Annotated in this window: 19 protein-coding genes and 1 pseudogene; 12 read left to right on the top strand and 8 right to left on the bottom strand. The window is 61.4% G+C overall.

What is annotated here, in order from left to right:
• Nucleotides 1-51: 51 nt before the first annotated feature.
• From AC1RLZ_RS27420 to AC1RLZ_RS27430, 3 genes and pseudogenes are all read right to left on the bottom strand, one after another.
• On the bottom strand, nt 52-237 hold the full coding sequence (locus AC1RLZ_RS27420; protein WP_493191204.1) for a hypothetical protein: 186 nt from the start codon (nt 235-237) through the stop codon (nt 52-54).
• A 140-nt stretch (nt 238-377) separates the two neighbouring features.
• Nucleotides 378-806: pseudogene (locus AC1RLZ_RS27425) on the bottom strand (AAA family ATPase); the annotation flags it as partial.
• A 561-nt stretch (nt 807-1,367) separates the two neighbouring features.
• A complete protein-coding gene (locus tag AC1RLZ_RS27430; protein WP_493191205.1) occupies nt 1,368-2,246 on the bottom strand; it encodes a GntR family transcriptional regulator in 879 nt (292 codons plus the stop codon).
• Nucleotides 2,247-2,283: 37 nt separating this feature from the next.
• Here AC1RLZ_RS27430 and AC1RLZ_RS27435 point away from each other — a divergent pair, with 37 nt between their 5' ends.
• From AC1RLZ_RS27435 to AC1RLZ_RS27470, 8 genes are read left to right on the top strand one after another with little or no spacing between them, the layout of a single operon-like run.
• Nucleotides 2,284-3,843: an ABC transporter substrate-binding protein gene (locus AC1RLZ_RS27435; protein WP_493191206.1), complete on the top strand. Its 1,560-nt coding sequence runs from the start codon at nt 2,284-2,286 to the stop codon at nt 3,841-3,843.
• 30 nt (nt 3,844-3,873) lie between these two features.
• Complete coding sequence (locus AC1RLZ_RS27440; RefSeq protein WP_493191207.1) at nt 3,874-4,791, top strand: ABC transporter permease; 918 nt, start codon at nt 3,874-3,876, stop codon at nt 4,789-4,791.
• Nucleotides 4,784-5,680 (top strand): ABC transporter permease, encoded by an 897-nt coding sequence (locus AC1RLZ_RS27445; protein ID WP_493191208.1) that lies wholly within the window; start codon nt 4,784-4,786, stop codon nt 5,678-5,680. The genes AC1RLZ_RS27440 and AC1RLZ_RS27445 overlap by 8 nt, the downstream gene beginning before the upstream one ends.
• Nucleotide 5,681: 1 nt before the next feature.
• A complete protein-coding gene (locus AC1RLZ_RS27450) occupies nt 5,682-6,695 on the top strand; it encodes an ABC transporter ATP-binding protein (protein WP_493191209.1) in 1,014 nt (337 codons plus the stop codon).
• Nucleotides 6,692-7,723 carry an ABC transporter ATP-binding protein gene (locus AC1RLZ_RS27455; RefSeq protein ID WP_493191210.1) on the top strand — a complete coding sequence of 344 codons (1,032 nt, stop codon included), beginning with the start codon at nt 6,692-6,694 and terminating at the stop codon, nt 7,721-7,723. Before AC1RLZ_RS27450 ends, AC1RLZ_RS27455 begins: the two co-directional genes overlap by 4 nt.
• Before the next feature lie 8 nt (nt 7,724-7,731).
• Entirely contained in the window at nt 7,732-9,447 is a 1,716-nt protein-coding gene (locus AC1RLZ_RS27460; protein ID WP_493191211.1) for an AMP-binding protein, read from the top strand.
• Nucleotides 9,440-12,757 (top strand): carboxyl transferase domain-containing protein, encoded by a 3,318-nt coding sequence (locus AC1RLZ_RS27465; RefSeq protein ID WP_493191212.1) that lies wholly within the window; start codon nt 9,440-9,442, stop codon nt 12,755-12,757. The genes AC1RLZ_RS27460 and AC1RLZ_RS27465 overlap by 8 nt, the downstream gene beginning before the upstream one ends.
• A gap of 48 nt (nt 12,758-12,805) precedes the next feature.
• Nucleotides 12,806-13,765 (top strand): hypothetical protein, encoded by a 960-nt coding sequence (locus AC1RLZ_RS27470; protein ID WP_493191213.1) that lies wholly within the window; start codon nt 12,806-12,808, stop codon nt 13,763-13,765.
• 333 nt (nt 13,766-14,098) lie between these two features.
• On the opposite strand, the gene AC1RLZ_RS27475 is transcribed toward AC1RLZ_RS27470, so the two are convergent.
• Nucleotides 14,099-14,281: a hypothetical protein gene (locus AC1RLZ_RS27475; RefSeq protein WP_493191214.1), complete on the bottom strand. Its 183-nt coding sequence runs from the start codon at nt 14,279-14,281 to the stop codon at nt 14,099-14,101.
• Nucleotides 14,282-14,551: 270 nt separating this feature from the next.
• On the opposite strand from AC1RLZ_RS27475, the gene AC1RLZ_RS27480 reads away from it, so the two are divergent.
• The 4 genes from AC1RLZ_RS27480 to AC1RLZ_RS27495 all read left to right on the top strand — a co-directional run bounded on the left by AC1RLZ_RS27480 (nt 14,552) and on the right by AC1RLZ_RS27495 (nt 19,107).
• The gene (locus AC1RLZ_RS27480; protein WP_493191215.1) at nt 14,552-15,841 is read left to right on the top strand and encodes an acyltransferase family protein; all 1,290 of its coding nucleotides are present in this window, start codon (nt 14,552-14,554) and stop codon (nt 15,839-15,841) included.
• Between the two features lie 223 nt (nt 15,842-16,064).
• Nucleotides 16,065-16,715 carry a glutathione S-transferase family protein gene (locus tag AC1RLZ_RS27485; RefSeq protein ID WP_493191216.1) on the top strand — a complete coding sequence of 217 codons (651 nt, stop codon included), beginning with the start codon at nt 16,065-16,067 and terminating at the stop codon, nt 16,713-16,715.
• A gap of 45 nt (nt 16,716-16,760) precedes the next feature.
• Entirely contained in the window at nt 16,761-17,540 is a 780-nt protein-coding gene (locus AC1RLZ_RS27490) for an enoyl-CoA hydratase/isomerase family protein (protein WP_493191217.1), read from the top strand.
• A 121-nt stretch (nt 17,541-17,661) separates the two neighbouring features.
• Nucleotides 17,662-19,107: a hypothetical protein gene (locus tag AC1RLZ_RS27495; protein ID WP_493191218.1), complete on the top strand. Its 1,446-nt coding sequence runs from the start codon at nt 17,662-17,664 to the stop codon at nt 19,105-19,107.
• Nucleotide 19,108: 1 nt separating this feature from the next.
• Here the strand turns inward: AC1RLZ_RS27495 and AC1RLZ_RS27500 are convergent, their stop codons facing one another.
• The 4 genes from AC1RLZ_RS27500 to galE all read right to left on the bottom strand — a co-directional run bounded on the left by AC1RLZ_RS27500 (nt 19,109) and on the right by galE (nt 23,522).
• A complete protein-coding gene (locus tag AC1RLZ_RS27500; RefSeq protein WP_493191219.1) occupies nt 19,109-19,792 on the bottom strand; it encodes a class I SAM-dependent methyltransferase in 684 nt (227 codons plus the stop codon).
• A 14-nt stretch (nt 19,793-19,806) separates the two neighbouring features.
• The gene (locus tag AC1RLZ_RS27505) at nt 19,807-20,799 is read right to left on the bottom strand and encodes a glycosyltransferase family 2 protein (protein ID WP_493191220.1); all 993 of its coding nucleotides are present in this window, start codon (nt 20,797-20,799) and stop codon (nt 19,807-19,809) included.
• Nucleotides 20,800-20,943: 144 nt separating this feature from the next.
• A complete protein-coding gene (locus AC1RLZ_RS27510) occupies nt 20,944-22,128 on the bottom strand; it encodes a hypothetical protein (protein WP_493191221.1) in 1,185 nt (394 codons plus the stop codon).
• Between the two features lie 380 nt (nt 22,129-22,508).
• Nucleotides 22,509-23,522 carry a UDP-glucose 4-epimerase GalE gene (galE, locus tag AC1RLZ_RS27515; protein WP_493191222.1) on the bottom strand — a complete coding sequence of 338 codons (1,014 nt, stop codon included), beginning with the start codon at nt 23,520-23,522 and terminating at the stop codon, nt 22,509-22,511.
• Nucleotides 23,523-23,612: the final 90 nt, after the last annotated feature.

Below are 23,612 nucleotides of genomic sequence, written 5' to 3' on the forward strand. Positions count from 1 at the left end.
CAGGTTGGACGAATACATCCAACTCCAGCGCTCCGACCCGACAAACGCCGATCAGAGAATAAGAAAACTCGCAATCGCTGGGTTTTTCAGCAGACTGCTAGATCCTGCTTGGTAGATCAGCCGTCGCACGGCATCCGCCTTGCGCACGGGATGAACCGCTGAAACATCGCGCTCAACAATGCTGTCGACATAACTTGACCATCTGTCCATCCGGTCGCGGTCAGGTAGCTGGCGCATTTCCGGGAAGCCGCCGCGAACCACAAGATCGATGATTTTGGGTCGATCAAAGGTTTCGGGAGCAACGGTAGCGGGTTTTCAGGGGCATCTGCGATTGCATCGAGGATACGGCATGGAAATCCATGATAAATCTCAGCAGTGCTGAGCGGGCGCAGAGTGAGCGGCGTGACCCCGCCTGCGAGAGAATCGTAGGCTTTGCCGGATGTGAAAATGTCAGCCGAACCAGTCAGCACGAAGTGGCCGCGACGGTTGTCCTGATCGACGATGCGTTTGAGGGCAAAAGCCAGTTCACGAAGACGCTGAACTTCGTCGATGACGACGGGAAGGCCAGAATCCTTGGCCTGATCAGAGAGCGCCTTGAGCTGGTTGTAGGGGCCCTCGTCCGATGCGCGTCGGATCGTATCGTCGTCGAACGTCACGTAGGCGGCAGACTTCAGAAGATCACGGACCAAGATCGTGTCCCAAGTGGTGGTGTAGGTTTTTGGTCTGATGCCGCTCAGGCGGTAGCCTCCAGACTTCATCGACGGAATGTCACGCGACGACTTTGGTGATCCAGGCCGAGACCGCATCGGATATTTCGATTAAATTTGCAGCAGATCGGCTACAACCGTTGGGCTCGTAGCGTCGCTAATTTCCGCACCGGGCACAAGCGCCCGCAATCAGCTCGTGCTGGCTGGTCAGGGCACATTGACTGGTCCAAGATATCCGTCAGGTCAGCGCCGATCTTTGCGAGCTCTGTTGTTAGCACCGAGCGATCAAACATCTCAGTGCGACGGATCAGGCCACATTCGGAAATAGGTCCGTCTTCTATACCCCCTGCAGCAACAACGAAAAGCGGCAGCGTGGAAAGTTGCTTGATCGTGATGCGTCTGCTCGCAAGGGGATGGTCGGGAGCGACAATAAGGACGTCACGCTCCCCCCCCCGAAGCTGTCCTCGCGCTCGGCCTACCAACCGACCAAGAATATGACCGCTACGCGGATCCGCGCGTATTGGCAGGTATAATGGACTGACTCGGAACCGCCCTAACGATCAGATCGGTAGCGCCCGAGACTTTCGTGCAAAGGGCACGCTCTGGTTCGTAGCGCGCTTTGGCGCGAAGCGCCGATTTGACATAGCCTGCAGTGTTCTCTCAATCCCGGATCGTCGCGGCTGGGCTGATCCTCTCGTGCCGCGTCTTGCGCAATGTGGCGATGGCAGTGTCGCGGGCATTGAAGAAGATCCGTCGCTGCAGCGCTTCCACGTCGGCTTCGGAGCCGGCAGCAATCGCGTCCGCAAGTGCCTGCCATTCTCGGACGGCGGCGGACTGACGCTGAGGTGTGAAAAAATCCAGCGGCCTGTCACGCCACAGCAGCCCCCATAGCGTGTGATCGAGCTGGTCGCGGAGCAACCGTGACAGATGGGCATTGCCGCAGCGAGTTGCGATCACGCTGCCGAGGCGAGCGATCGCCCGAGCAAAGAGCTGGGGCGAAGCCGCTTTCGTCCTGGCGAGTTGCTGCGTTTCGGCAATGCCGGCGTGGAGGTCGGCAAGAACCTGCGCGTCGTTGCGGCGCGCGATGTCTCGCGCTGCGAGGCCCATCAATACGGCACGCACGTTGAAAATTTCAGCGATGGTCTCGAGCGTGATGTTGACAACATAGGCACCGCGACGGGGAAAGAAATTGACCAGCCCGCGTACCTGCAGAGTACGGATCGCTTCGCGCACCGGACCGCGGCTGACGCCGTACATTGTGGCGAGCTCCTGTTCGCGGATGCGTTCATCGCCGCGATACTCGCCGTTGATGATGGCATTACTGACGTGGTCGGCGATCTGCTGGGGGATCGTGCGTGTCCGCTCGCCGCGTCTGCGCGGAGGCGTCTTCAGATTCTTGTCGAGCCTCAGGTGATCCATCGGGTGCCATCGCTCATGCGTTGATCGCTGCAGTGTAAACGCTTGCGTGCATTTGTACAATTGTTGACAATTGACATGAGGACAGCGGTGTGGTCGGCTAGTGTCATAAAGCTCGAGCAAAGCGGGCGACGATAAAGACTAAAAGGGAGGATCTGTTGTGAAACGCAGCAGCCTGTTGATCGCGATATCGCTAACACTAGGTCCGGTTCCGGCGATGGCCCAGGCGACCGGCAGTCTGACGGTCGCGTTTGGGGCGGAGGGCACCACGCTCGATCCCACCAAATATTCCGCCGGCGTCGATCACTACTTCATCGGACAGATGTTCGAACAGCTGGTGCGTTTCGATCCAGACCAGAAGCCGGTCAACTGGCTGGCGGAAAAGTGGGAGTTGCAGCAGCAGGAGGGCAAGCCCGTCATCGACGTGCATCTGCGTCCAGGTGTCAAGTTTCACAATGGCGACCCGCTGACATCGGCGGATTTCGAGTTTTGCTTTGAGCGCCTGCGCGATCCGAAAGTATCGCGCTGGTCGCATTTGCAGGCCAATGTCGAGAAATTCGAGATCATCGACGATCTGCATTTCAAGATTCATTTCAAATCGCCGGATGGCGACTATATCGCGGGTTCGCTACAGCTCTGGGCGCTGCCGAAGAAGTATTTCGAGAAGGTCGGCGAAGACGGCTTTGCCAGGGCGCCGGTGGGGACGGGTCCCTGGAAATTCGTGTCGCGTTCGGTCAAGGAAGAGCTGAAGCTGGAAGCCTTCGGTGACTATTGGAACAAGGACGCCCGGCCCGGTGTCAAGGACCTCACCATCAAGATCATCCCGGAAGATCTGACGCGCGTCGCGGCGTTCAAGTCGGGCGCGGTGGATTGGATCGACAATGTGCCGCCATCCATGGTGGCCGAGTTCAAGAAGATGCCGGGCGTGAAGACCTTCACCGCGACCTCCGGCAACAATCTCTACATCGATTTTCCGGCCTACAATCCGGCCTCGCCGTTCAGCAAGCTGAAGGTCCGTCAGGCCGCAGCGCAGGCCGTCGACATGGATGCGATCATCAAGAGCGTGCTGTTCGGGCAGGGCGAACGCTATGCCGAAGTCGGCAAGGGGAGCGCCGGATACAATCCGGATCTCAAACCCTATGCCTACAATCTGAAGGCGGCGAAGCAGCTCCTGGCCGAAGCCGGTTATCCCAACGGCTTCGAGACGCCTTGCTACAATCTGACAACGCCGCGCGAGCCGAACGTCAAGGAAATGGGCGAGGCCGTCTTTGCATATCTCGGCCAAGTTGGAATCCGCTGCAAGGCCCAGGGGCTCGAATACGGCGCCTGGATCAATCTCGGGCGCCGCGGCCGCAGCGGTCCGCCGGAGATGGACGGCGTGCTGATGTGGATGTGGAGCCAGGGCCTGCCGGGTGATCCGGCGACGCCGTGGGGCGGTCACCTTCACAGCTTCGTCGCAGGCAAGGGTTGGGGCAGCTATTCCTACACCGATGACAAGCAGGTCGACGCGATGATCGAGCAGCTCAAGAGCACGATGGAACAGCCGAGGCGCGAGGAGTTGATCCGCCAGATCGCCAAATACAAGCACGACAATGTGCTCGGCGGCATCACGACCTATCGTCCGGTGATTACGCTGGCTTGGCGCGACAAGGTCGAGTTCAAGCCGTGGCCGTATCCCGGCGCGTGGCGTGGATTTCAAGAGATCGGCTTGAAGAAGTAATCGAGCCTGATCACAACAAGAAGAATCGTCATGCTCTCTTATATCCTGCGCCGTATGATGCACGGCATCGTCAGCATCATCGGCGCGTCGATGCTCATCTTCGTGATCTCCCGGATGTCCGGTGATCCGATCGTGCTGTTGCTGCCGGTCGATGCGCCGCAGTCGGCCATCGATCAGATGCGCGAGACCATGGGGCTCGATAAACCGATCTGGATGCAGTACCTGATTTTCGCCGGCAAGGCGCTTACCGGGGATTTCGGCAACTCCTACCGATGGCAGATGCCAGCGCTGACGCTTGTTCTCGAACGGCTGCCGTCGACCATCGAGCTCGCGCTTTCGGCATTGCTGTTCTCGATCATGCTGGCTATCCCGCTCGGTGTGCTGTCGGCCGTGTATCGAGGCAGCTGGATCGATACTTTCGGCAAGGGTTTTGCGATGCTCGGCCAGGCGATGCCGGGCTTCTGGGTTGGGCTACTGCTCATTCTCGTGTTTTCCGTGGAACTGAATTGGCTGCCGGCCTTCGGCGCAGGCGGCGTGTCTCACATCATCCTGCCGGCGATCGCGCTCGGTTGGTATCCGGTCGCGGCGCAGACACGCATCATCCGCTCAGCGATGCTTGATGTGCTCGACAGCGACTATATCCGCATGGGCCGCGCGCTCGGTGCGCCGGAGCGGCTCCTTGTCTGGAAATATGCTTTCCGCAACGCGGCAGTGCCATTGGTCACGGTACTGGGCGTTTATTTTGCGTCGATGCTGGGCGGAGCCTTTGTTGTCGAGGTGATCTTCGCCTGGCCGGGTCTTGGTCGCACCGTGGTGGAAGCGGTGTTCGCGCGGGACTTCCCGGTGGTGCAGGCGGGCGTGCTGTTCACGTCCATCCTGTTCGTAGTGTCGAATCTGCTGGTTGATCTCAGCTACGGCATCATTGATCCGAGGATCCGCCATGGTTGATATCGGCGCATCGCCTCTCGGGTTGTCCCGTTCGCCGTTGCACCGCGGGATGCGGCGTATCTTTGGATCGGGCCTGCCGCTTCTGTCTCTGTTGATCTTCGCTCTGGTCGTGATCGCCGCGATCGGTGGAGAGTCGATCGCGCCGCATGATCCGAACGGCCTGGATCTCGGCTCCGCCTTCAGGCCCCCGTTTTGGCTGGAGGGCGGAACGCTCGACTATCCGCTTGGAACCGATAATCTCGGCCGCGATATCCTCAGCCGGATTATCGCCGGTGCACGCGTCACCTTGACCGTCGCGGTCTATGCCATCGTGATCTCCGGCGGTATCGGCGCGCTGATCGGCATGATCTCCGGCTATTTCGGCAAGGTGGTCGATACTTTCATCATGCGTCTGGTCGACATCCAGATGTCGATCCCGTCGCTGGCGCTGGCACTGGTGATCGCCACGGTGCTGTCGCCGAGCCTGACCACGGTGATCGTGGTGATCTCGATCACCTACTGGACCTGGTATGCCCGTATCATTCGCGGCGAGATTCTGTCGCTCAAGGAGCGCGACTACGTGGCGCTTGCCAAGGTCGCCGGCTGCTCGACGGCAACGATCTTCGCCCGTCACCTGCTGCCGAACATCCTCAACACGCTCCTGGTGCTGGCCTCCTTGCAGGTCGGGCAGGTCATCATCTTCGAGGCCTCGCTGAGTTTCCTCGGTCTCGGCATCCAGAGCCCTGACGTATCATGGGGTCTGATGCTGGCCGATGCCCGCAACTACATCGGCAATGCCTGGTGGGCGATCACGCTGCCAGGCGTTGCGATCATGCTGACGTGCCTGTCGGCCAATCTGATCGGCGACTGGTTGCGCGATACGCTCGATCCCAAGCGAAGGCAGCTGTGACATGAGCGATGCTGCAACGATTCCGGTGCCCGCGCCGAAACCGCCCCTTCTGAAGGTCGAGAACCTCAAGACCTATCTTTATCTCAAACGCGGCATCGTGCGCGCAGTCGACGGCGTCGATCTCGAAGTGGCGGCGGGGGAAACTCTTGGCGTCGTCGGCGAATCCGGCTCCGGCAAGACCATGACCAGCCTGTCGATGTTGCGGCTGTTGCCGAAGCCGAGCGGCTGCATCGTCGAGGGCTCGATCACGCTCGACGGCACCGATCTGGTCAAGCTCAGCGAAGACGAGATGGTGCGTGACTGGCGCGGTCGCCGCATCTCGATGGTGTCGCAGGATCCCTTGACCTCGCTCAATCCGGTGTTCAGCATTGGCGACCAGGTCGGCGCACCGTTCCGCTATCACAAGCTGGCCGAGGGGCGTGGCCCCGTGCGCAAAGCCGTCGAGGCCGTGCTCGGCCGGGTGCGAATTCCGTCGCCGGCCAAGCGCATCGACGACTATCCGCATCAGTTTTCCGGCGGTATGCGACAACGCGTGGTCACCGCGATGGCGATCGCCTGTTCGCCGCGGCTTCTAATCGCGGACGAGCCGACCAGCGCGCTCGACGTCACGATCCAGGTCCAGATGATGGAGCTGTTCCGCGAATTGCAGCGCGACAGCGGTGTCGGCATCATCCTGATCACCCACGACCTCGGCGTCGCCGCGGGCATCTGCCACCGTGTCGCGGTGATGTATGCGGGCAGGGTGGTGGAAAGCGGCGATGTCCGCGAGATCTTCCGCAATTCCGTGCATCCCTATACGCGCGGGCTTTTGAATTCGATCCCGCATCTCGGCCGCAAACGGCGCCGGCTCGAGGCGATCGCGGGACAGCCGCCCAGCCTGATCGATCCGCCCAAAGGCTGTCGCTTTGCCGCCCGCTGCCCGCAGCGCATGTCGCGCTGCGACGATTATCCGCCGCAATTCGAGGTCTCGACCGGCCACAAGGCAGCGTGCTGGCTGGCGGAGCCCCGGCCATGACGATGGCCGTGACACAGCCCGACGCGACAGCGGTCACGGCTACGCCGTTGCTGCAGATTCGTCATCTGACCAAGCGGTTCAACGTCCGCGGCGGCGGCGTGGTGCGCGCCGTGGAGGAGGTGAGCTTCACGATCCGCCGCGGCGAGACATTCGCGCTTGTCGGGGAATCCGGTTGCGGCAAGACGACATTGACCAAGTTGGTGCTCGGGCTCGAGCAGCCGACATCCGGCGCGATCCTGTTCAATGGCAATGATCTGGCGAAAGCGTCGTCGAAGACGATGCATGCCTATCGGCGCGAGGCGCAGGCCGTGTTCCAGGATCCGTATTCGTCGCTCAATCCGCGCATGCGCGTGAGCAAGATCATTGCTGAACCTCTGATGGCGCATGGCATCGGAGACCGGGCTAGCCAGCGTGCCCGGGTACTGGAAATGCTCGATGTCGTCGGCCTGCCGAATACCGCGGCCGATCTCTATCCGCATGAATTTTCCGGCGGGCAGCGGCAGCGTGTGGCGATTGCGCGAGCGCTGGCTCTGAAGCCGTCCTTCATGGTGCTGGACGAACCGATTTCGGCGCTCGACGTTTCTGTGCGGGCGCAGATACTTAATCTGCTGGCCGATATTCAGGATGAATTCGGACTGACCTATCTGATCGTCGCGCATGATCTGGCGCTGGTGGAGCATTTCAGCTCCAGCGTCGGCGTGATGTATCTCGGCAGTATGGTGGAGCTCGGTCCGACGGACTCGGTGTTCGCACAGCCCAGGCATCCTTATACGCAGGCGCTGCTGGCGTCGGTGCCGCGACCTGATCCGGACCATCGCGCGCCTGTCGGCGTTATCAAGGGTGAGATCGGCAGCGCGATGGCGCCACCGCCTGGCTGCAAATTCCATCCGCGTTGTCCCTATGCTCAGGACCTTTGCAAGACCACGCCGCCGGCGGATCGTGAATTGGGGTCGCAGCATCTCGTCGCTTGCCACTTCGCCGAGACCATCGTCCCGCCCGTTCAAGCCTCCGTCACTCCCCTTCGATGAGTACGCCCATGCCGCAAGAGATCATCCAAGAAGAAGCCTATCTGGCAAAACTGCGGGACCTTACCAGCAAGGCCTGGCCGAATGAGCTCGCCCGCGAGATCAGCTATCCGCACGGCGAAAAGCCGTTGACCGACTATCTGCGCATCTGGGCGCGGCTGCAGCCGGACAAGCCGGCGGTCATCTTCTACGGGGCGGTGACGACCTATGGCGAGCTTGATCACCAGAGCGATCTGTTTGCGACGTTGCTCGCGGAGATGGGCGTCAGGAAGGGCGATCGCGTGTCGGTGTTCATGCCGAACTGCCCGCAATTCCACATCGCTTTCTTCGGCATCCTCAAACTCGGCGCGGTGCATTGTCCGGTCAGCCCACTGTCGAAGGCCTATGAGCTCGGCTACCAGGTCGGCGATTGCGGGTCGGAAACCATCGTTGCGCTCGATCAGTTGATGCCGGTGGTGCGCGAGGTGATGGCCGACACCAAGCTCAAGCGTGTCATCGTCACCAGTTTCATCGACGTGATGCCGGAGCAGCCGAGCATTCCCGCGCCGTCAACGACGCTGGCGCCGAAGATTCCCTGCGCGGACGCCGTCGACATGATGCCTGCACTGGCGAAGATCACGAAGTCCGATTTTCCGGAGGGGGCGTCGTTCGATGACATCGCCGCGCTGAACTACACCGGCGGCACAACGGGCATGCCCAAGGGCTGCATCCATACCCAGCGCGACATGATCTACACCGTCGCATCCAACACCTCGCTGGCGCCGCCGCCGCCCACTTCGGTATCACTCAGCTTCTTTCCGGAATTCTGGATCGCGGGCGAGAACAGTTGCCTGATCTTTCCGGTGTTCAACGGCACCACGCTGGTGCTGTTGACGCGCTGGGACCCGGTCGCCGTGATGGCCGCGATCCAGCTCTACAAGGTCACCGCGACAGCGATGCCGGTCGACGGTGCGCTGGAGATCATGGATCACCCGCGCTTTTCCGAGTTCGATCTGAGCTCGCTGAACAATGTGCGCGTGGTGTCATTCGTCAAGAAGCTCAACATGGACTATCGCCGCCGCTGGCAGAAGCTGGTCGGCACGGTGCTGGCGGAATCTGCCTGGGGCATGACAGAGACCCACACCTCGGACAGTTACACCACGGGAATGCAGGACGACGATTTCGATCTGAAGTCGCGGCCGACCTTCGTCGGACTGCCGGTGCCCGGCACGGAATTCAAGATCTGCGATTTCGAGACCGGCGCGATCCTCCCGCTCGGCTCCGAAGGTGAATTATGCTGCCGCACGCCATCGCTGCTGAAGGGCTACTGGAACAAGCCGGAGGCCACCGCTGAGACCATCCGCAACGGCTGGCTGCATTCCGGCGATATCGGTCTGATCGATGAGGACGGCTATCTGCATTATCTCGGCCGCCGCAAGGAGATGATCAAGGTGAAGGGCATGAGCGTTTTTCCCGGCGAGGTGGAAGCGCTGCTGGGCCAGCATCCGGCCATCGTCGGTACCGGTGTGGTGCCGCGCGCCGACGAGGAGCGCGGCCAAGTGCCGGTGGCCTTCGTGTTGCTGACGCCGGATGCCGATGCCAGCGTCACGCCGCAATCCATTGAGGACTGGTGCCGTGCCCGCATGGCGGGTTTCAAGGTTCCGGAAGTCCGGATCGTCGATGCCCTGCCGATGACGGCCACGGGTAAGGTCAAGAAACAAGAGTTAGGTAAGTTGCTCGATGCGTGAGACATTGTTCAAGAAAGTGCTGATCGCCAACCGTGGCGAGATTGCCATCCGTGTCGCGCGCGCGGCGTCTGAACTGGGAATCGCCACGGTGGCGATCTATTCAACGGATGACGCGAGTTCGCTGCATGTTCGCAAGGCGGATGAGGCGCATGCGCTCGGCCACCACGGCGCGGCCGCCTATCTCGACATCGCCCGCGTCATTGCCGCGGCCGAGGAAGCCGGCTGCGATGCGATCCATCCCGGCTACGGCTTTCTCAGCGAGAATGTCGAACTGGCGCGCCGTGCCAAAGAAGCGGGCATCACCTTCATCGGTCCATCGCCGGATGCGCTGCAATTGTTCGGCGACAAGATCGCGGCGCGAAAGCTTGCTGTGGAGACCGGCGTGCCGGTGATCGAAGGTACGGTCGGTGCGACCAGCCTCGCGCAGGCGCAGGATTTCTTCGCGTCGCTCAAGGGCGGCGCCATGATGATCAAGGCGGTGTCCGGCGGCGGCGGACGCGGCATGCGCGCGGTTCGCAGGGCGGATGATATTGCGGAAGCCTATGCGCGCTGCCAGTCCGAGGCCAAGGCGGCGTTCGGCGACGACACCGTCTATGTGGAACGGCTGGTCGAGGACGCCCGCCACATCGAGGTGCAGATCGTCGGCGACCGCACGGGGACCGTCGTGCAGTTCGGTGAACGTGAATGCACGATCCAGCGCCGCAATCAGAAATTGATTGAGATAGCCCCCAGCCCGTCACTGTCGGACGAATTGCGTAAACGAATCCTTGACGCGGCGCTGAAATTGGCGCGGGCCGCGAAATACGACAATCTCGGGACGTTCGAGTTTCTCGTCGACGCCAGCAAGTCAGGCGCGGATGGGTTCTTTGCCTTCATCGAAGCGAATCCGCGGCTGCAGGTCGAACACACCGTCACCGAGGAGGTGATGGGTATCGATCTCGTGGCCACGCAGATCAGGATTGCTGCGGGGAGAAGCCTGGAGAGTCTGGGCCTGTCGCGCGCGAATGCGGCCTCGCCACGCGGCTACGCCATTCAGTTGCGCGTCAACATGGAGACCATGGATGCGACCGGCGAGACCCAGCCGAGCAGCGGAACGCTGAGCGCCTTCGACATGCCGTCCGGCCCCGGCGTGCGCGTCGATACGTTCGGCTATACCGGCTATCGCACCAGCACCTCGTTCGACTCGCTGCTGGCAAAACTAATCGTGCATTCGGCGTCGCCGGATTTCAGCGACGCCGTCGCAAAATCCTATCGCGCGGCCTGTGAAACCCGGATCGATGGCGTCGCCACCAATCTGTCGTTCCTGCAGGCGCTGCTAACCGACCCGCGTTTCGTGGCCAACAAGGTCAATACGCGCTTCATCGAGAGCAATATCGCCGAGCTTCACGCCAGCGCCGCCGCGGCGCATCCGCATCTGTTTTTCGAGACGGCGTTAGGCTGCACCGCTGCGGTCGGCGCCAGCAACAAGCCGTCCGCGCCGGCCGGCACCGTGTCGGTGCCCGTGCCGTTGCAGGGTACGGTCGTCGCCATCGCCGTGGCGGAGGGCGATACTGTGAGGCCGGGTCAGCAGATCGCCGTGGTCGAAGCGATGAAGATGGAGCACCTGATCACCGCGACGCAGGGCGGCATCGTCAGGCAGGTCTGCGCTGCGATCGGCGAGACCTTGTACAGGGACGACCCCGTCGTCTTCATCGAGCCGGCGGATGTCGCCGGCGAACGTGAGGTCGCGAACGAGGCGGCCGATCTCGATGCCATCCGCGCCGATCTGGCGGAGATGAATGCGCGGCAGGCCTTCACGCTGGATGAGAACCGGCCCGATGCCATCGCGCGGCGGCGCAAGACCAATCATCGCACCACACGCGAGAATATCGCAGCGCTGGTCGATGACGGCAGCTTTGTCGAATACGGCTCGCTGGCGATTGCCGCGCAGCGTGCGCGGCGCAGTCTCGACGATCTTATCCGCAACACGCCGGCGGATGGCCTTGTGGCCGGAATGGGCACCGTAAACGGCGGTCACTTCGAGCCGGATTATGCCCGCACCATGGTGGTTGCCTACGACTATACCGTGCTGGCAGGCACGCAGGGACAGCGCAATCATAAGAAGCAGGACCGCATGTTCAAGCTTGCGGAAGAACTGAAAATTCCGTTGGTACTTTTCGCCGAAGGCGGCGGCGGGCGGCCCGGCGATACCGAACGTCTCGGTGTCACGGGTCTGGATGTGCCGACCTTCGGAGCGTTCGCCAGGCTCAGCGGCCTGGTGCCGCTGGTCGGCGTTGTGTCCGGTCGCTGCTTTGCCGGCAATGCGGCGCTGCTCGGCTGCTGTGACGTGATCATCGCGACCCGTGACACCACCCTCGGCATGGGCGGACCGGCGATGATAGAAGGCGGTGGACTCGGCGTCTACAAGCCCGAGGAGGTCGGCCCCACCGAGGTGATGGCGCCGAACGGCGTTATCGATGTGCTGGTCGAGGACGAGGTCGAGGCCGTCGCGGCCGCAAGGAAGTATCTGTCCTATTTCCAGGGGGCGTTGAAGACCTGGAGCGAGCCGGACCAGCGCCTGCTGCGGCGCGCGATCCCCGAAAATCGCCTGCGTGTCTATGACATCCGCAATGTCATCGAAACGCTCGCCGATCACGAGTCGGTGCTGGAGCTGCGCCCGCAATTCGGCATCGGCGTCGTCACAGCTTTTGTCCGTATCGAAGGCCAGCCGTTCGGCTTGATCGCCAACAATCCCAAGCACCTTGGCGGCGCCATCGACGCGGATGCCGGCGACAAGGCGGCGCGCTTTGTGGCATTGTGTGACGCCTTTGACATTCCGATCGTATCACTGTGCGACACGCCCGGCTTCATGGTTGGTCCAGAGGCGGAAAAAACTGCGCTGGTGCGCCATGTCTCGCGCATGTTCGTGACAGCCGCCAGCATCACGGTGCCGTATTTTACAATTGTGCTGCGCAAGGGCTATGGCCTCGGTGCTCAGGCAATGGCTGGCGGCGGCTTCCACGCGCAGAATTTCACGATCTCCTGGCCGACCGGCGAATTCGGCGGCATGGGTTTCGAGGGGGCCGTCCGGCTCGGTTTCCGCAAGGAGATGGAAGCGATCGCGGATCCCGTCGAGCGCGACAACTTCTTCAAGACCATGGTTGCGAAGTTTTACGAGAACGGCAAGGCGATCAACATCGCTTCGGTACTTGAGATCGATCAGGTCATTGATCCCATTGAGACCCGGCACTGGATCATCAGCGGACTTCGATCTGCGCCAAAGCCGCCGCAACGCGAGGGCCGCAAGCGTCCCTGCGTTGACACTTGGTAGCCAAACAGGCGCAAGCGTCGATAGACCGCATTCACCGAGGAAAAGTCGATGACATCAGCCGCTTTCGACACTTTGATCGAAGATAGCAAAAATATGCTCGTCGGCCCATGGCGCCAGCCGCGTCAGATGCTGCATGCTCAGACCTACGACTCGCACGCCTCCATCCATGACGACGCCACGGCGCAGAAGCTGGGCTTCAAGGGCGGCACCATCGAGGGTCCGACTCACTTCAGCCAGTTTGCGCCGCTCTGCGAGCGGCTGTGGGGCAGGGAATGGTTTGAGACCGGCTGTATCTCGGCGCACTACCGCGCCGCCGCCTTCGAAGGCGAAGAGGTGCAGGCCATCGTCGAGAAGCCGGCCGACGGCGGCAACTACGCCACGATCCGAATGATGAAACGCGACGGCACTGAAGTGCTGCGTGGCAGCGCGTCGATCGGCAGTGATGCGCCGGCCTCCGCGCTGGATATCCGGCTCACCGAGCTGAAGCCGTTGAATGATGCGGTAATCCTGCGCAACATCAAGCTCGGCATGACCACTGCGTCGCAGACCGTTCGGATGGATTTCGATCAGAACATGGGCGAGCTCTATCCATTCTCGCTGGAACAGAAGCTCAAGGTCATCACCGAGCCCTCGCCATATTACGAGCCCGAGAGCGCAGGCAACTCGCCATGGGGACGCGCGATCATTCCGGTCGAGATGCTCAGCGTGTTGTTTCAGCACGGTAGCAAGAAGGATCGCCTGCCGGTCAAGGGGCCGGCTGTGGGACTGTTCGCCGATCAGGAAATCCGGCTGCTGCGCGGGCCATTGTTCGTCGGCGAAGACTATCGGATCGAACGCAAGGTCGTCGCCATGTCCGGCAGCAAGCGCACCGAAAGCCTGTGGGTGCGCACCGCGGTGTTCGATCGTTCAGACGCACTTGCGGCCACCATGCTGCTTAATCTGGCCACGCTCAAGGAGTCATACGCTACCTATGACCAGGAATTTGCTTTGTTGCATCCAGGTTTATGAGGCAAGGGTTGGCCCCCAGGGTCAATTTCTATCAAATCGGCGGCCGATCGAAGTCATCGGCTCACAGGCCTTTCGGCTCTCGGAGTGCTTAGCTGCCGAGTAGTGAGTGCGACGTTGTCAGTTCATGCTCACACCCCATCGTTGCTACAAGATCTGAGTGTTGCATCGACCGGTTGAATCCGCCACGCAAAGCGGACGTTTACTTGCACTTGGTCTGTGAACGTCTCGACTGCTCGCCAACACCTGGTTCTCAAGGTGGCGATTGGCGGCTTTCAGCCTTCTTTCTTGCCGGACAATGGCATTCGATGTTCCGATGCCTCCCGCACTCGTACGTCAGTGAGGCATCCACATCGTCGTGGCCTGATCGCTCGATTCGCGTTGCTCGAGGCGATCGGCTTCCTGGCGGTACTCGTGCGATGCTTCGATCAGTCGCGATACAGTGACGGCATCCAGAATGGTCCTTGCCAACCGTTCGGCGCGGACCGCCTGGTCCCTGAGATACTGAACTCTGTTCATCTTCTGCCCTCACACTTGCCGATACAAGTTGAGTCAATTTCAATCGTTCCCAGCCTGTCCCCAGATGCTTAACAGACCGTAAGTGGCGCTGGTGTCTCAGAGAGGATTCTCATGCGTTGTGGTCGACGCGGTGTCATCAACCCTAACGCTCCCGCGTGACCGTGCATTCAGGTTAAGCCCGAACATTTCGCCTGAGGTGGTAGATAGGTAAATCGCCTTCACCTTCGTTGTTCGCGCGGTTGCTACCCCGGTTCAAACGGGGAGCTCGCAATGTCAGGGAATGCAGGAATCGCCAAGCGGCTGGAGAAATTTCCGGCGTTCGACGGCTTTCGGGGAATCGGCGTGGTGGTGGTGGTGTTCACCCATTGCCCGCAGGTATTGGACAGCAGCGCCTATAACGCGATCTGGTATGTCAACCAGCTGTCACGCGTGGGCTATATCGCGCTCGACATCTTCTTCGTGATCTCAGGATTCTTCATCACACGCTTGCTGCTGCGCGAGCGAGCCAAAACCGGTCGCATTTCCTTCAAGGATTTCTATATGCGCCGGGCGCTGCGCATCTTCCCGGTCTATTATCTCACGATCTTCGCTTGCTACTTCATCTTCAGATTCGGTCCGGCGGAAACGCTGAGCCTTCTGACCTACACGTTCAATTTCTATCACCCGCTACATGGGGTTCCGAACCCGCTGGAACACACCTGGTCATTGTCGGTGGAGGAGCAGTTCTATTTCTTCTGGCCGATGCTTATCCTCATCGTGGCGCCGGCCTGGCTCAACGCCGTGACCGGTCGGATGATCCCGCTGCTGGCGGTGGCGAGCGGTTTGTTGATCGCGCTGCTATTCATCAATCACGATCCGCGAGAGGCAGGCGATCTCGTCTATATGTCGCTGTTTACCCGCATGCTGTCGCTGTCGCTCGGCGGCTTGCTGGCAGTGCGCGAATTCGAGAACCGGCCGTTGCGCGGCTGGCGCTGTGCAGCGCTCGTGGTCATAGCGGTGGTAATCCTTGTGATTGACCGGAGGGGCCGCGACCTCGGCATTATCACCTCGCAACCAGTCTACTGGACCCTTGCGCTGATCGCCTATTCGATGGTGAGCGTGTCCTTCGTCGCGACGCTGGTGTTCGATCGTGGTATTGTCAGGCGTGTGATGACGGCGGTCCTGTCGCTGTCCCTGTTCCGCGGGCTCGGCTATCTCTCTTACGCGATGTATGTGTTCCATCTGCCGGTGTTGTTCTATCTCGGCCTCAACGATGCCGCGACCCATGGCGCCAAGGTGCCGATCCTCCAGGTCGCGCTCGCTTTCGGCATTACGCTTGGTCTGTCGATCTTGTCCTACTATCTGCTCGAAAGTCCGATGGCGAAGCTGAAGCAGACTTTCAGCGGCACCAGGCCGGCGGAGCCGGCCAACGCAACGCGAGCAAGCATCACCCAGGGCGGCCCGCTTGCCGGGTTTGCGCGCGGGGCGTTTCTTCCCCGAGAGCATCGCGCCAGACCGCTCGACGAGCTCCCGCAGCGGACGACGATCTGGCCGGGCGTTCGTCGCACTCAGGCGAAATAATGTCGACTGCGGCGACGCCGGGCGCCTGAATTGCGATCGAGGCGCGAAGCCGTCGTGGTCAGCCTCGGTGACGTGCGCGTGATCACGGGTGTCGTCGATCGGGAAGGGCGAGACCGGTTTGCCGAGGCCATATAGCGATGGCAAGACTTGACGAAGCCTCGTGGCTGCGTCTCATTGGCCGGCAGCACGGCGATAGTCCGTGCTTGCCTGGAGGTCTCGCCCGATGATCACGCTCTACCATTGCGCCCGCGCGCGCTCGTTCCGCCCGCTGTGGACGCTCGAGGAGCTTGGACTGCCCTATGAGCTGAAGATGTTGCCATTCCCGCCGCGTGTCTTTGCCAAGGAATATCTCGGCATCAATCCGCTCGGCACCATTCCGCTGATGCTCGATGGCGAGACGCGGATGACGGAATCAGCGGCGATCGCGCAATATCTCGTGACCAAATATGGCCCGACGCCGCTGGCCGTTGGCGTCGATGAACCGGATTTCGGTGCGTTCTTGAATTGGTTACATTTCGGCGAGGCAACGCTGACTTTCCCGCAGGCGCTGGTGCTGCGTTATTCGAAGCTCGAGCCGGAGGAGCGCCGTCATCCGCAGGTGGTCGAGGATTACTCGAAGTTCTTTCTGGGCCGGCTGCGCATGATTGAGACCATCACCACCGGCAACGACTATGTCTGCGCCGGCCGTTTCACCGCCGCGGACATTTCCGTCGGCTATGCACTGCTGCTGGCCAATCGTCTCGGGCTTGCATCGCAATTCGGGCCGAATGTCACGGCCTACTGGGCACGATTGCAACAGCGCGAGGCCTACCTGCGTGCGATGGAGTCTGAAAACAGCGCGAGCGACGCGCTGGGTTTGGCGCGCCGCTTCTAAGCGGCTATACCAGCAGCATCACATTCAATAGAGCGAGCAACTTCGATGGCCAATGACAGCGTGATCCTGGAGAAGAAGGGTGCCGCACTCTGCATCATCATCAACCGCCCCGAGAAACGCAATGCCATGAATGCCGATGTCATCGCCGGCATCACCCGAGGCTATCGCACCGCGCACGAGGACTCGGGTGTGCGGGTCATCGTGCTGACCGGTGCGGGCGAGAAGGCGTTCTGTGCCGGGGCCGATCTGGCAAATGCCGGCGCGGCCTTCTCGATGGATTTCTCCAAGCCGAATGGCGATCTCGCGGATCTGATGCGGCTATCGCAGAGCGCCACCAAGCCTGCGATTGCGCGCGTCAACGGCGTCTGCATGGCCGGTGGCATGGGCCTGTTGTGCATGACCGACATGGCGGTGGCTGCGGACAACGTGATCTTCGGCCTGCCCGAGGTGAAGGTCGGCGTGTTTCCGATGCAGGTGCTGGCGCTGCTGCAATCGATCGCGCCGCGCCGGCTGGTCAACGAGTGGTGCATCACCGGCGAACCGTTCGACGCGCAGACCGCGCTTGGTGCGGGCCTGCTGAATCACGTCGTGCCGGCCGCCGAACTCGATACCAAGGTCGACTGGTTGATTTCGCGTATCACCGACAAGTCGCCGACGGCGATCCGCCGCGGGAAGTACGCGATGCGCGCTATTGCCGCAATGTCGTTCGACGAGAGCATTGCCTATACCGAAAGCCAGATTGCAATCCTGTCGATGACCGAAGACGCCAAGGAAGGCCTCAAGGCATTCGGCGAAAAGCGCAAGCCGGTCTGGCCGGGGAGGTAAGCGCGGGCTTCCCGGCGGCGGATTGCCAGCCTCTGCGGCAGACCACGTCATCGTCCATGCAAGCTGGCCGTATCGTCTGCCTTAAAGTGGAATTAACAGTGTCGTTGTACCCTCGCAGCCCGTGAGCGACCAGGCAATCAGCAGCACAGCCAAACAGTTCCCGGTGCGGGCAGCGATGCCGTTGCTGGTGTGCGCGTGCGTCTATGTCATGCTGCTGGCGCTCGGGCCGCGGCTCCTGAACGATCCGGACAGCTACTCCCATATCGCCATCGGACGCTGGATCCTGGCCAATGGCGTCATCCCATCGACGGACTCGTTCTCCTTCTCCATGTATGGCGGCCACTGGCTTGCTTTCGAGTGGCTTTCCGAGGTCATTTACGGGGCGATCTACGCGTTTGCCGGCTGGCATGGCGTCGTGGCGCTCGCTGCCGCAGCGATCGCGCTTGCCGTCGGGCTTCTGACGCAGTTTCTGCTGCGGGAATTCTCACCGAAGCCGGTACTGTTCATCGTCATAGCGGTGGTCGTCCTTCTGGCTCCGCACCTGTTAGCGCGGCCGCATGTATTGGCACTGCCGGTCATGATGGCCTGGGCGACGGCGCTCGTTCGCGCCATGGATGCACGCGCACGCCCGCCTTACTGGGCGTTACCCCTGCTGATCCTTTGGGCCAATCTCCATGGCAGCGTGATCCTGGCGCTGGGATTGATCGGACCCGCAATCCTTGAAGTCCTCATACGAAACAAGCTGCGCGAGCAGCCTCGCGAGCTGCTCAACTGGCTCGCCTTTATGGCTCTTGCTGTTATCGCATCCTGTCTGACCCCTTACGGGCCCGGCACGCTGCTGATGCCGCTGACGACTCTCGGTCTTGGCGATGCGCTCAACTGGATCGGCGAATGGCGGTCGCAGAATTTCAGCCGCGTCGGCACTTTCGAAATCCTATTGCTCGCGGGAATCTTTGCTCTGTCGCGCGGCGTGACGCTTCCCGTGGTTCGTGCCCTGGTCGTCATCGGGTTGTTGCATTTTGCCCTGGCGCAGGTGCGCAATGTCGATCTGCTTGCCATGCTGGCGCCGCTCTATCTGGCCGCGCCGATCGCACGGCAGTTTCAAGCAAAGGCCGAGCAGGGCGAGGCGGACTCAGGCTGGAGCCTGCAGGCCGCGGCTGTCGGCGTCATGATCCTGGCGACCGCGGTGGCGACCGCACGCGACGTTCGGCCAACTTCCCGAAACACGCCGCAGGCGGCGCTGGCCGGTGCCGGCCTGACGGCGGGGCACCGTATCCTCAACGACTATTCGTTCGGCGGCTATTTGATCTTCGCAGGCATTCCCACCTTCATCGATGGTCGCGGCGAGCTCTACGGCGGTCGCTTTCTCCATCGCTACAATAGCGGCCTCTCGCTGGCTGATCTGAATGATCTTCTGAAACTGCTCGACGACTATAAAATCGACGCCACGCTGCTGGAGCCGGACACCCCGGCGGTGGCGTTGCTCGATCGGCTGCCGGACTGGAAACGTGTCTATGGCGATGACGTCGCGGTGGTCCACAGGCGTCAGAGCGCGGGAGCGAAGTAGCTCAGGCGGTACCAAACGTCGCGTATTGCGCGCCGAGCGGCAGGCCGCTCAAGGCGCTTTCGACGCGCCGCGCGGCTGTCGCTTCCCAAGGCAGCAGCAGGAAATGCTGCGAAGAGATCTGGCGGAAACCGGCGCTCGCCATGAGCTTTTGGGTCCTGCCGGCGCCAAGCAACACGGCGTCGCGGTCGAACTCGCAGCGTGCAACGGCAAGACGCGTCAGCGGATTGAACGGATTGTGCTCGATGACGCAGACCATGCCGCCCGGCCGCACCACGCGGCGCATCTCGCCCATGAAACCCGCCCATTCCGCAGGCGGGACGTGATGCATCACGCAGATCGTGGTGACCAGATCGAAACTGGCATCGGCGAACGGAAAATGGATGCCGTCGAAAGCCCGGTAATCGACGTCAGGATTGTCGACCTGCGCCTGCGCGATGCTGGCGGAGGATACGTCGATGCCGCTGAGCTGGCCGACCATCCCGCGCAGCAGCGGGTGGAAGCTGCCGACGCCGCAGCCAGCGTCGAGCATATCAGGCTTCTTCGATTGCAGCCGCGCTGCGATCAGGTCACGCAGCAGATCGGCCTTGGCGCGCATGAAAAAGCTGTGCGGCAGGCCGGAGAAGTCGATCGAGGATTGAACGACGTCGCGATAGTTGCTCCGGTAGCTGTCGAAAAGCTGGCTCATGGCAATCCGCTCAATCAGGCACTGCGTGAAGTGCGGTAAGAGGCTTCGTTCTGATCGCGCTCGAAGCCGACGCGGTTCTGGACCACATAAAGCGGGCGATGCTTCGCTTCTGCGTGGATGCGTCCGACATAGAGACCGACGATGCCGGTCATCAGCATGTTCAACCCGCAGAGCAGCGACACAATGACGATGATCGACGACCAGCCCGCGACCAGATGAGAGTCGTTGGTCAACCACAGCACCAGCACCCAGCCGCCGTAGAGGAGTGCCAGGCCCGATACAACGAGACCGCACCAGATCGCCAGCCGAAGTGGTGCATCGGAAAAGCCGAGCGCGGCCGACATCGCGAGCCGGGCCATCTTGAACAGCGGATATTTGGTCTCGCCGGCGGCGCGTTCGAGGCGATGGAAGCTGACCTCGGCCTGGCGGAAACCGAGCCAGGCGATCATGCCGCGCACGAAGCGATCGCGCTCCGGCATCTGGCGCAGCGCGTCCAGCACCTTGCGATCGATCAGGCGGAAGTCGCCGACATCGGCGGGAATGCGGACGGAGGTGAGGCGGCCAAGCACCCGATAGAACACGTGGGCGGTGGCGCGCTTGAACGCGCTTTCACCGGCGCGGGACAGACGGCGCGCATAGACCACGTCATTGCCTTCGCGCCACTTGGCGATCAGTTGTTCGACCACTTCGGGCGGGTCCTGCAGATCCGCGTCCATGACGACGATGGCGTCGCCTTGCGCGGCGTCCATGCCGGCGGTGATGGCCACCTGATGGCCGAAATTGCGGGACAGGCCGATGTAACGGAACCGCGGGTCATCCCTGGCCAGCGCCTGCAGCACGATGGGGCTGGTGTCACTGCTGCCGTCGTCCACGAAGATGGCCTCTGCGGGGCCGCCGAGGCGATCAAGCAGCAATCCGAGCCGGCGGATCAGCACGGGCAGAACGGCCTCTTCATTATAGACCGGCACGACGATGCTGTAGATGATCCGTCCGCCATCAATCGTCATTTTGGAGTTCCGCCCTGCTGAATAGCAGGATCCTAAGCCTTGATGGTTAAGGCGGCCTTGCAAAGAGCCTTGAAATCAGGCGCCTTTGAGCCGCCTTCATGGGGCCGCGCTACCGCAAGCGGGAGTACCCTGTGGTCTGCTCGGCTATGGCTGCCGGTGTATTTTGTAGAGGACAAAACGCGCGGACCTGTCCACCTCCTGCAGTCTGTCGGGCAGCGGGTTCTCCGAAGCGGGACGGAGCACATAGAGATAGTCGAAATCGCGGTGCCAGCTCTGGATGAACGAAGGAAAGTCTGCCGCGGTGCCGCCGGCCGCAACTGCGCTAAGCAAACGTATTGGGACCGGCCCGCCATATGGAATGGCAAGGCGCTGCATGCCGGCGATGGGGCGGATTGGCTGCTTTCCGATCTCGGTGAACAGGTTGGGGACGAAGGCGTTCGCATAATGGACGGCCAGGGTCGAAGCATAAGCCATCGGATATTGCGTGAGGTCTTTGAACGGCGGGTCTTCGCCATCGCCGCTCGTTCCCGTGAGTACCCGCGCGCCGCGGTCAATCCGATGAAACGACTCGATCAGAGCTGCATAGTCCGCACGGTAAGAGAGCCAGACGGCAAATACGGTCGCGAGATTGGCGAGGATGACGCCGGTGACCACGAGCAGCGCGGCAGCCACCCATCGTCGGCTTGGCAACGACAACGAGCAGAACGCCGCAACGATCATCGCCGCGGCGGGTATAATCCGGAGGTCGGCAAACGACGTCCCGAGAAGCTTCGAAGGAATGACCAAATACAGCAGCGCGAAACCGGCGGCGAGCCATATGCCGACCGGTTCGATCGTCAGGACATCGCGCTTGAACGCCAGATACAACGACACCAGCAGGACAAGAGCGCATGCGGCGGATACCGTCAAATTATAGCCGTTCATGATCCGAAACAGCCAAAGCGGCTTGTACTGAAACAGCCATTCCGTGCCCTCGCTGCCAACAGAGCCGGCGGTGGCGCGCATCACCACCAGCAGAAGAGCGACGGGCACTGCGAGAAGGATCAGGCGCAGTGCGGTGACGCGATACGGCGCCTTGCGCCGGTGGGCGCGCCACAGCTCGTAAAAACCGATCGCTGCGCCGTAGATGCCCAGCGAAAAGAAATGCACCGCGAACAGTGCGGCGACGAAGATGGCGTTGACAAGGAAGCGCGTTAGCAATGAACGCTCGACGACCGTCAGATAGGCTGCGACGCCCCAAAGCGAGACGCCGAGACCGAATTCAAAATTCAGGAACCCCCAGCTGAAGGGCAGGCAGTAGAGGAACAGCAGCGCGGCGAAGCCGCCCATCTGGGTGCGACCCTTCGCGACCCGTTCGAGCACCAGCGCACCGCCGACAATCAACAATTGGCTGCAGAGCAGAAACAGCCGGGTCGCGTTTTCGACACCGACCCATCGTGCCACCTGTGGGATGAGCAGATCCATCCCGAGATTGGGATAGAGCGCCCAATGCACTTCGTAATACGGGTTGGCGCCGGGCTTCCCATTCTCAGCCAGAAGATACATGCGGGCGAGGTGATTGGGATAATCGACCATCGCCGGAATTGGCGTCAGTACTGCGGGAAGAAGCGAGGCTGCCGTCAGCAATGCAAAAACGACGATCGCTACCGTCCGATACGGATCCGCATGCGTCCAGGCAGACATGGCCTTCGATTTTTGCGTGATCATGCTCACTGGTCGAGATAGCCATTGGGGTTTTTTCGCTGCCAGTTCCAGGCGTCGCGACACATCTCCGCAATGCCGCGCTTTGCGTGCCATCCGAGTACGTTTGCCGCAAGCTCTGCGCTTGCATAGTAACTGGCGATATCACCGGCGCGTCTCGGTGCAAAAGTGATAGGGATCATCCTGCCGCACGCACCTGCATAGGCGTCTACCAGCTCCAGCACGCTGGCGCCTCGTCCGGTTCCTAGATTGACCTTAAGGACACGCTGCTTGTCGGCACAGTCAAGGGCCGCTACGTGCCCGGCTGCCAGATCGGCCACATGGACGTAGTCACGTATGCCGGTGCCGTCCGGTGTCGGGTAATCGTTGCCATAGATGTTCAGCACGGGCAGGCGTCCAATAGCGACGCGCGAGATGTAGGGCATCAGATTATTCGGAATGCCATGAGGGTCTTCTCCGATCAGCCCGCTTTCGTGGCCGCCGACCGGATTGAAATAGCGCAGAATCGCGACATTCAACGGATTCTGGGAATGCGCAATGTCGCTCAGCAATTCCTCAGCCTGCATTTTGGTGCGGCCATAGGGGCTGAACGGTGCGAGCTTGTGGTCCTCTTGCAAGGGCAGTACGTCCGGCTCACCGTAGACCGCCGCCGACGACGAGAACACGATATTGCGCACGCCGGTCTGCTGCATGGCCTGTGCCAGCCTCAGGGTTCCGACCACATTGTAATCGTAATACTCGGCCGACTTGTTGACGGAATCCGCAACCGACTTCAGTCCGGCGAGATGAATGACGGCGCTGCAACCATGCGCTGACAGTGCCGATATCAGCGCTTCGACGTCGCGCACGTCGCCTCTGACGACATCCGGAGCCGTACCGGTGATCTGCCGGATCCGATTGATGACTTCGGGGTGGCTGTTACAGAAATTGTCATAGACCACAACCTTGCGATCGGCGTTGATCAGCTCCACGCAGATATGCGAACCTACAAAGCCGGCGCCGCCTGTAATCATCACCGTCATATCGGAATTGTCCTGCCTGAGCCGTCGGGCTGCACCGAGACTAGCTGTGTCAGCTTAATAAATGGCGGTTCGCGGCGATAGTCGCCTTGG

This window comes from Tardiphaga sp. GW822-FHT04G09, from assembly GCF_058800725.1.

Bases quoted from the DNA above. Each gene is read 5' to 3' on its own strand.
- AC1RLZ_RS27420 (WP_493191204.1), bottom strand. From the start codon at position 237: ATGCGCCAGCTACCTGACCGCGACCGGATGGACAGATGGTCAAGTTAT.
- AC1RLZ_RS27440 (WP_493191207.1), top strand. From the start codon at position 3,874: ATGCTCTCTTATATCCTGCGCCGTATGATGCACGGCATCGTCAGCATC.
- AC1RLZ_RS27445 (WP_493191208.1), top strand. From the start codon at position 4,784: ATGGTTGATATCGGCGCATCGCCTCTCGGGTTGTCCCGTTCGCCGTTG.
- AC1RLZ_RS27450 (WP_493191209.1), top strand. From the start codon at position 5,682: ATGAGCGATGCTGCAACGATTCCGGTGCCCGCGCCGAAACCGCCCCTT.
- AC1RLZ_RS27455 (WP_493191210.1), top strand. From the start codon at position 6,692: ATGACGATGGCCGTGACACAGCCCGACGCGACAGCGGTCACGGCTACG.
- AC1RLZ_RS27460 (WP_493191211.1), top strand. From the start codon at position 7,732: ATGCCGCAAGAGATCATCCAAGAAGAAGCCTATCTGGCAAAACTGCGG.
- AC1RLZ_RS27465 (WP_493191212.1), top strand. From the start codon at position 9,440: ATGCGTGAGACATTGTTCAAGAAAGTGCTGATCGCCAACCGTGGCGAG.
- AC1RLZ_RS27470 (WP_493191213.1), top strand. From the start codon at position 12,806: ATGACATCAGCCGCTTTCGACACTTTGATCGAAGATAGCAAAAATATG.
- AC1RLZ_RS27475 (WP_493191214.1), bottom strand. From the start codon at position 14,281: ATGAACAGAGTTCAGTATCTCAGGGACCAGGCGGTCCGCGCCGAACGG.
- AC1RLZ_RS27480 (WP_493191215.1), top strand. From the start codon at position 14,552: ATGTCAGGGAATGCAGGAATCGCCAAGCGGCTGGAGAAATTTCCGGCG.
- AC1RLZ_RS27485 (WP_493191216.1), top strand. From the start codon at position 16,065: ATGATCACGCTCTACCATTGCGCCCGCGCGCGCTCGTTCCGCCCGCTG.
- AC1RLZ_RS27490 (WP_493191217.1), top strand. From the start codon at position 16,761: ATGGCCAATGACAGCGTGATCCTGGAGAAGAAGGGTGCCGCACTCTGC.
- AC1RLZ_RS27500 (WP_493191219.1), bottom strand. From the start codon at position 19,792: ATGAGCCAGCTTTTCGACAGCTACCGGAGCAACTATCGCGACGTCGTT.
- AC1RLZ_RS27505 (WP_493191220.1), bottom strand. From the start codon at position 20,799: ATGACGATTGATGGCGGACGGATCATCTACAGCATCGTCGTGCCGGTC.
- AC1RLZ_RS27510 (WP_493191221.1), bottom strand. From the start codon at position 22,128: ATGGGCGGCTTCGCCGCGCTGCTGTTCCTCTACTGCCTGCCCTTCAGC.
- galE (WP_493191222.1), bottom strand. From the start codon at position 23,522: ATGACGGTGATGATTACAGGCGGCGCCGGCTTTGTAGGTTCGCATATC.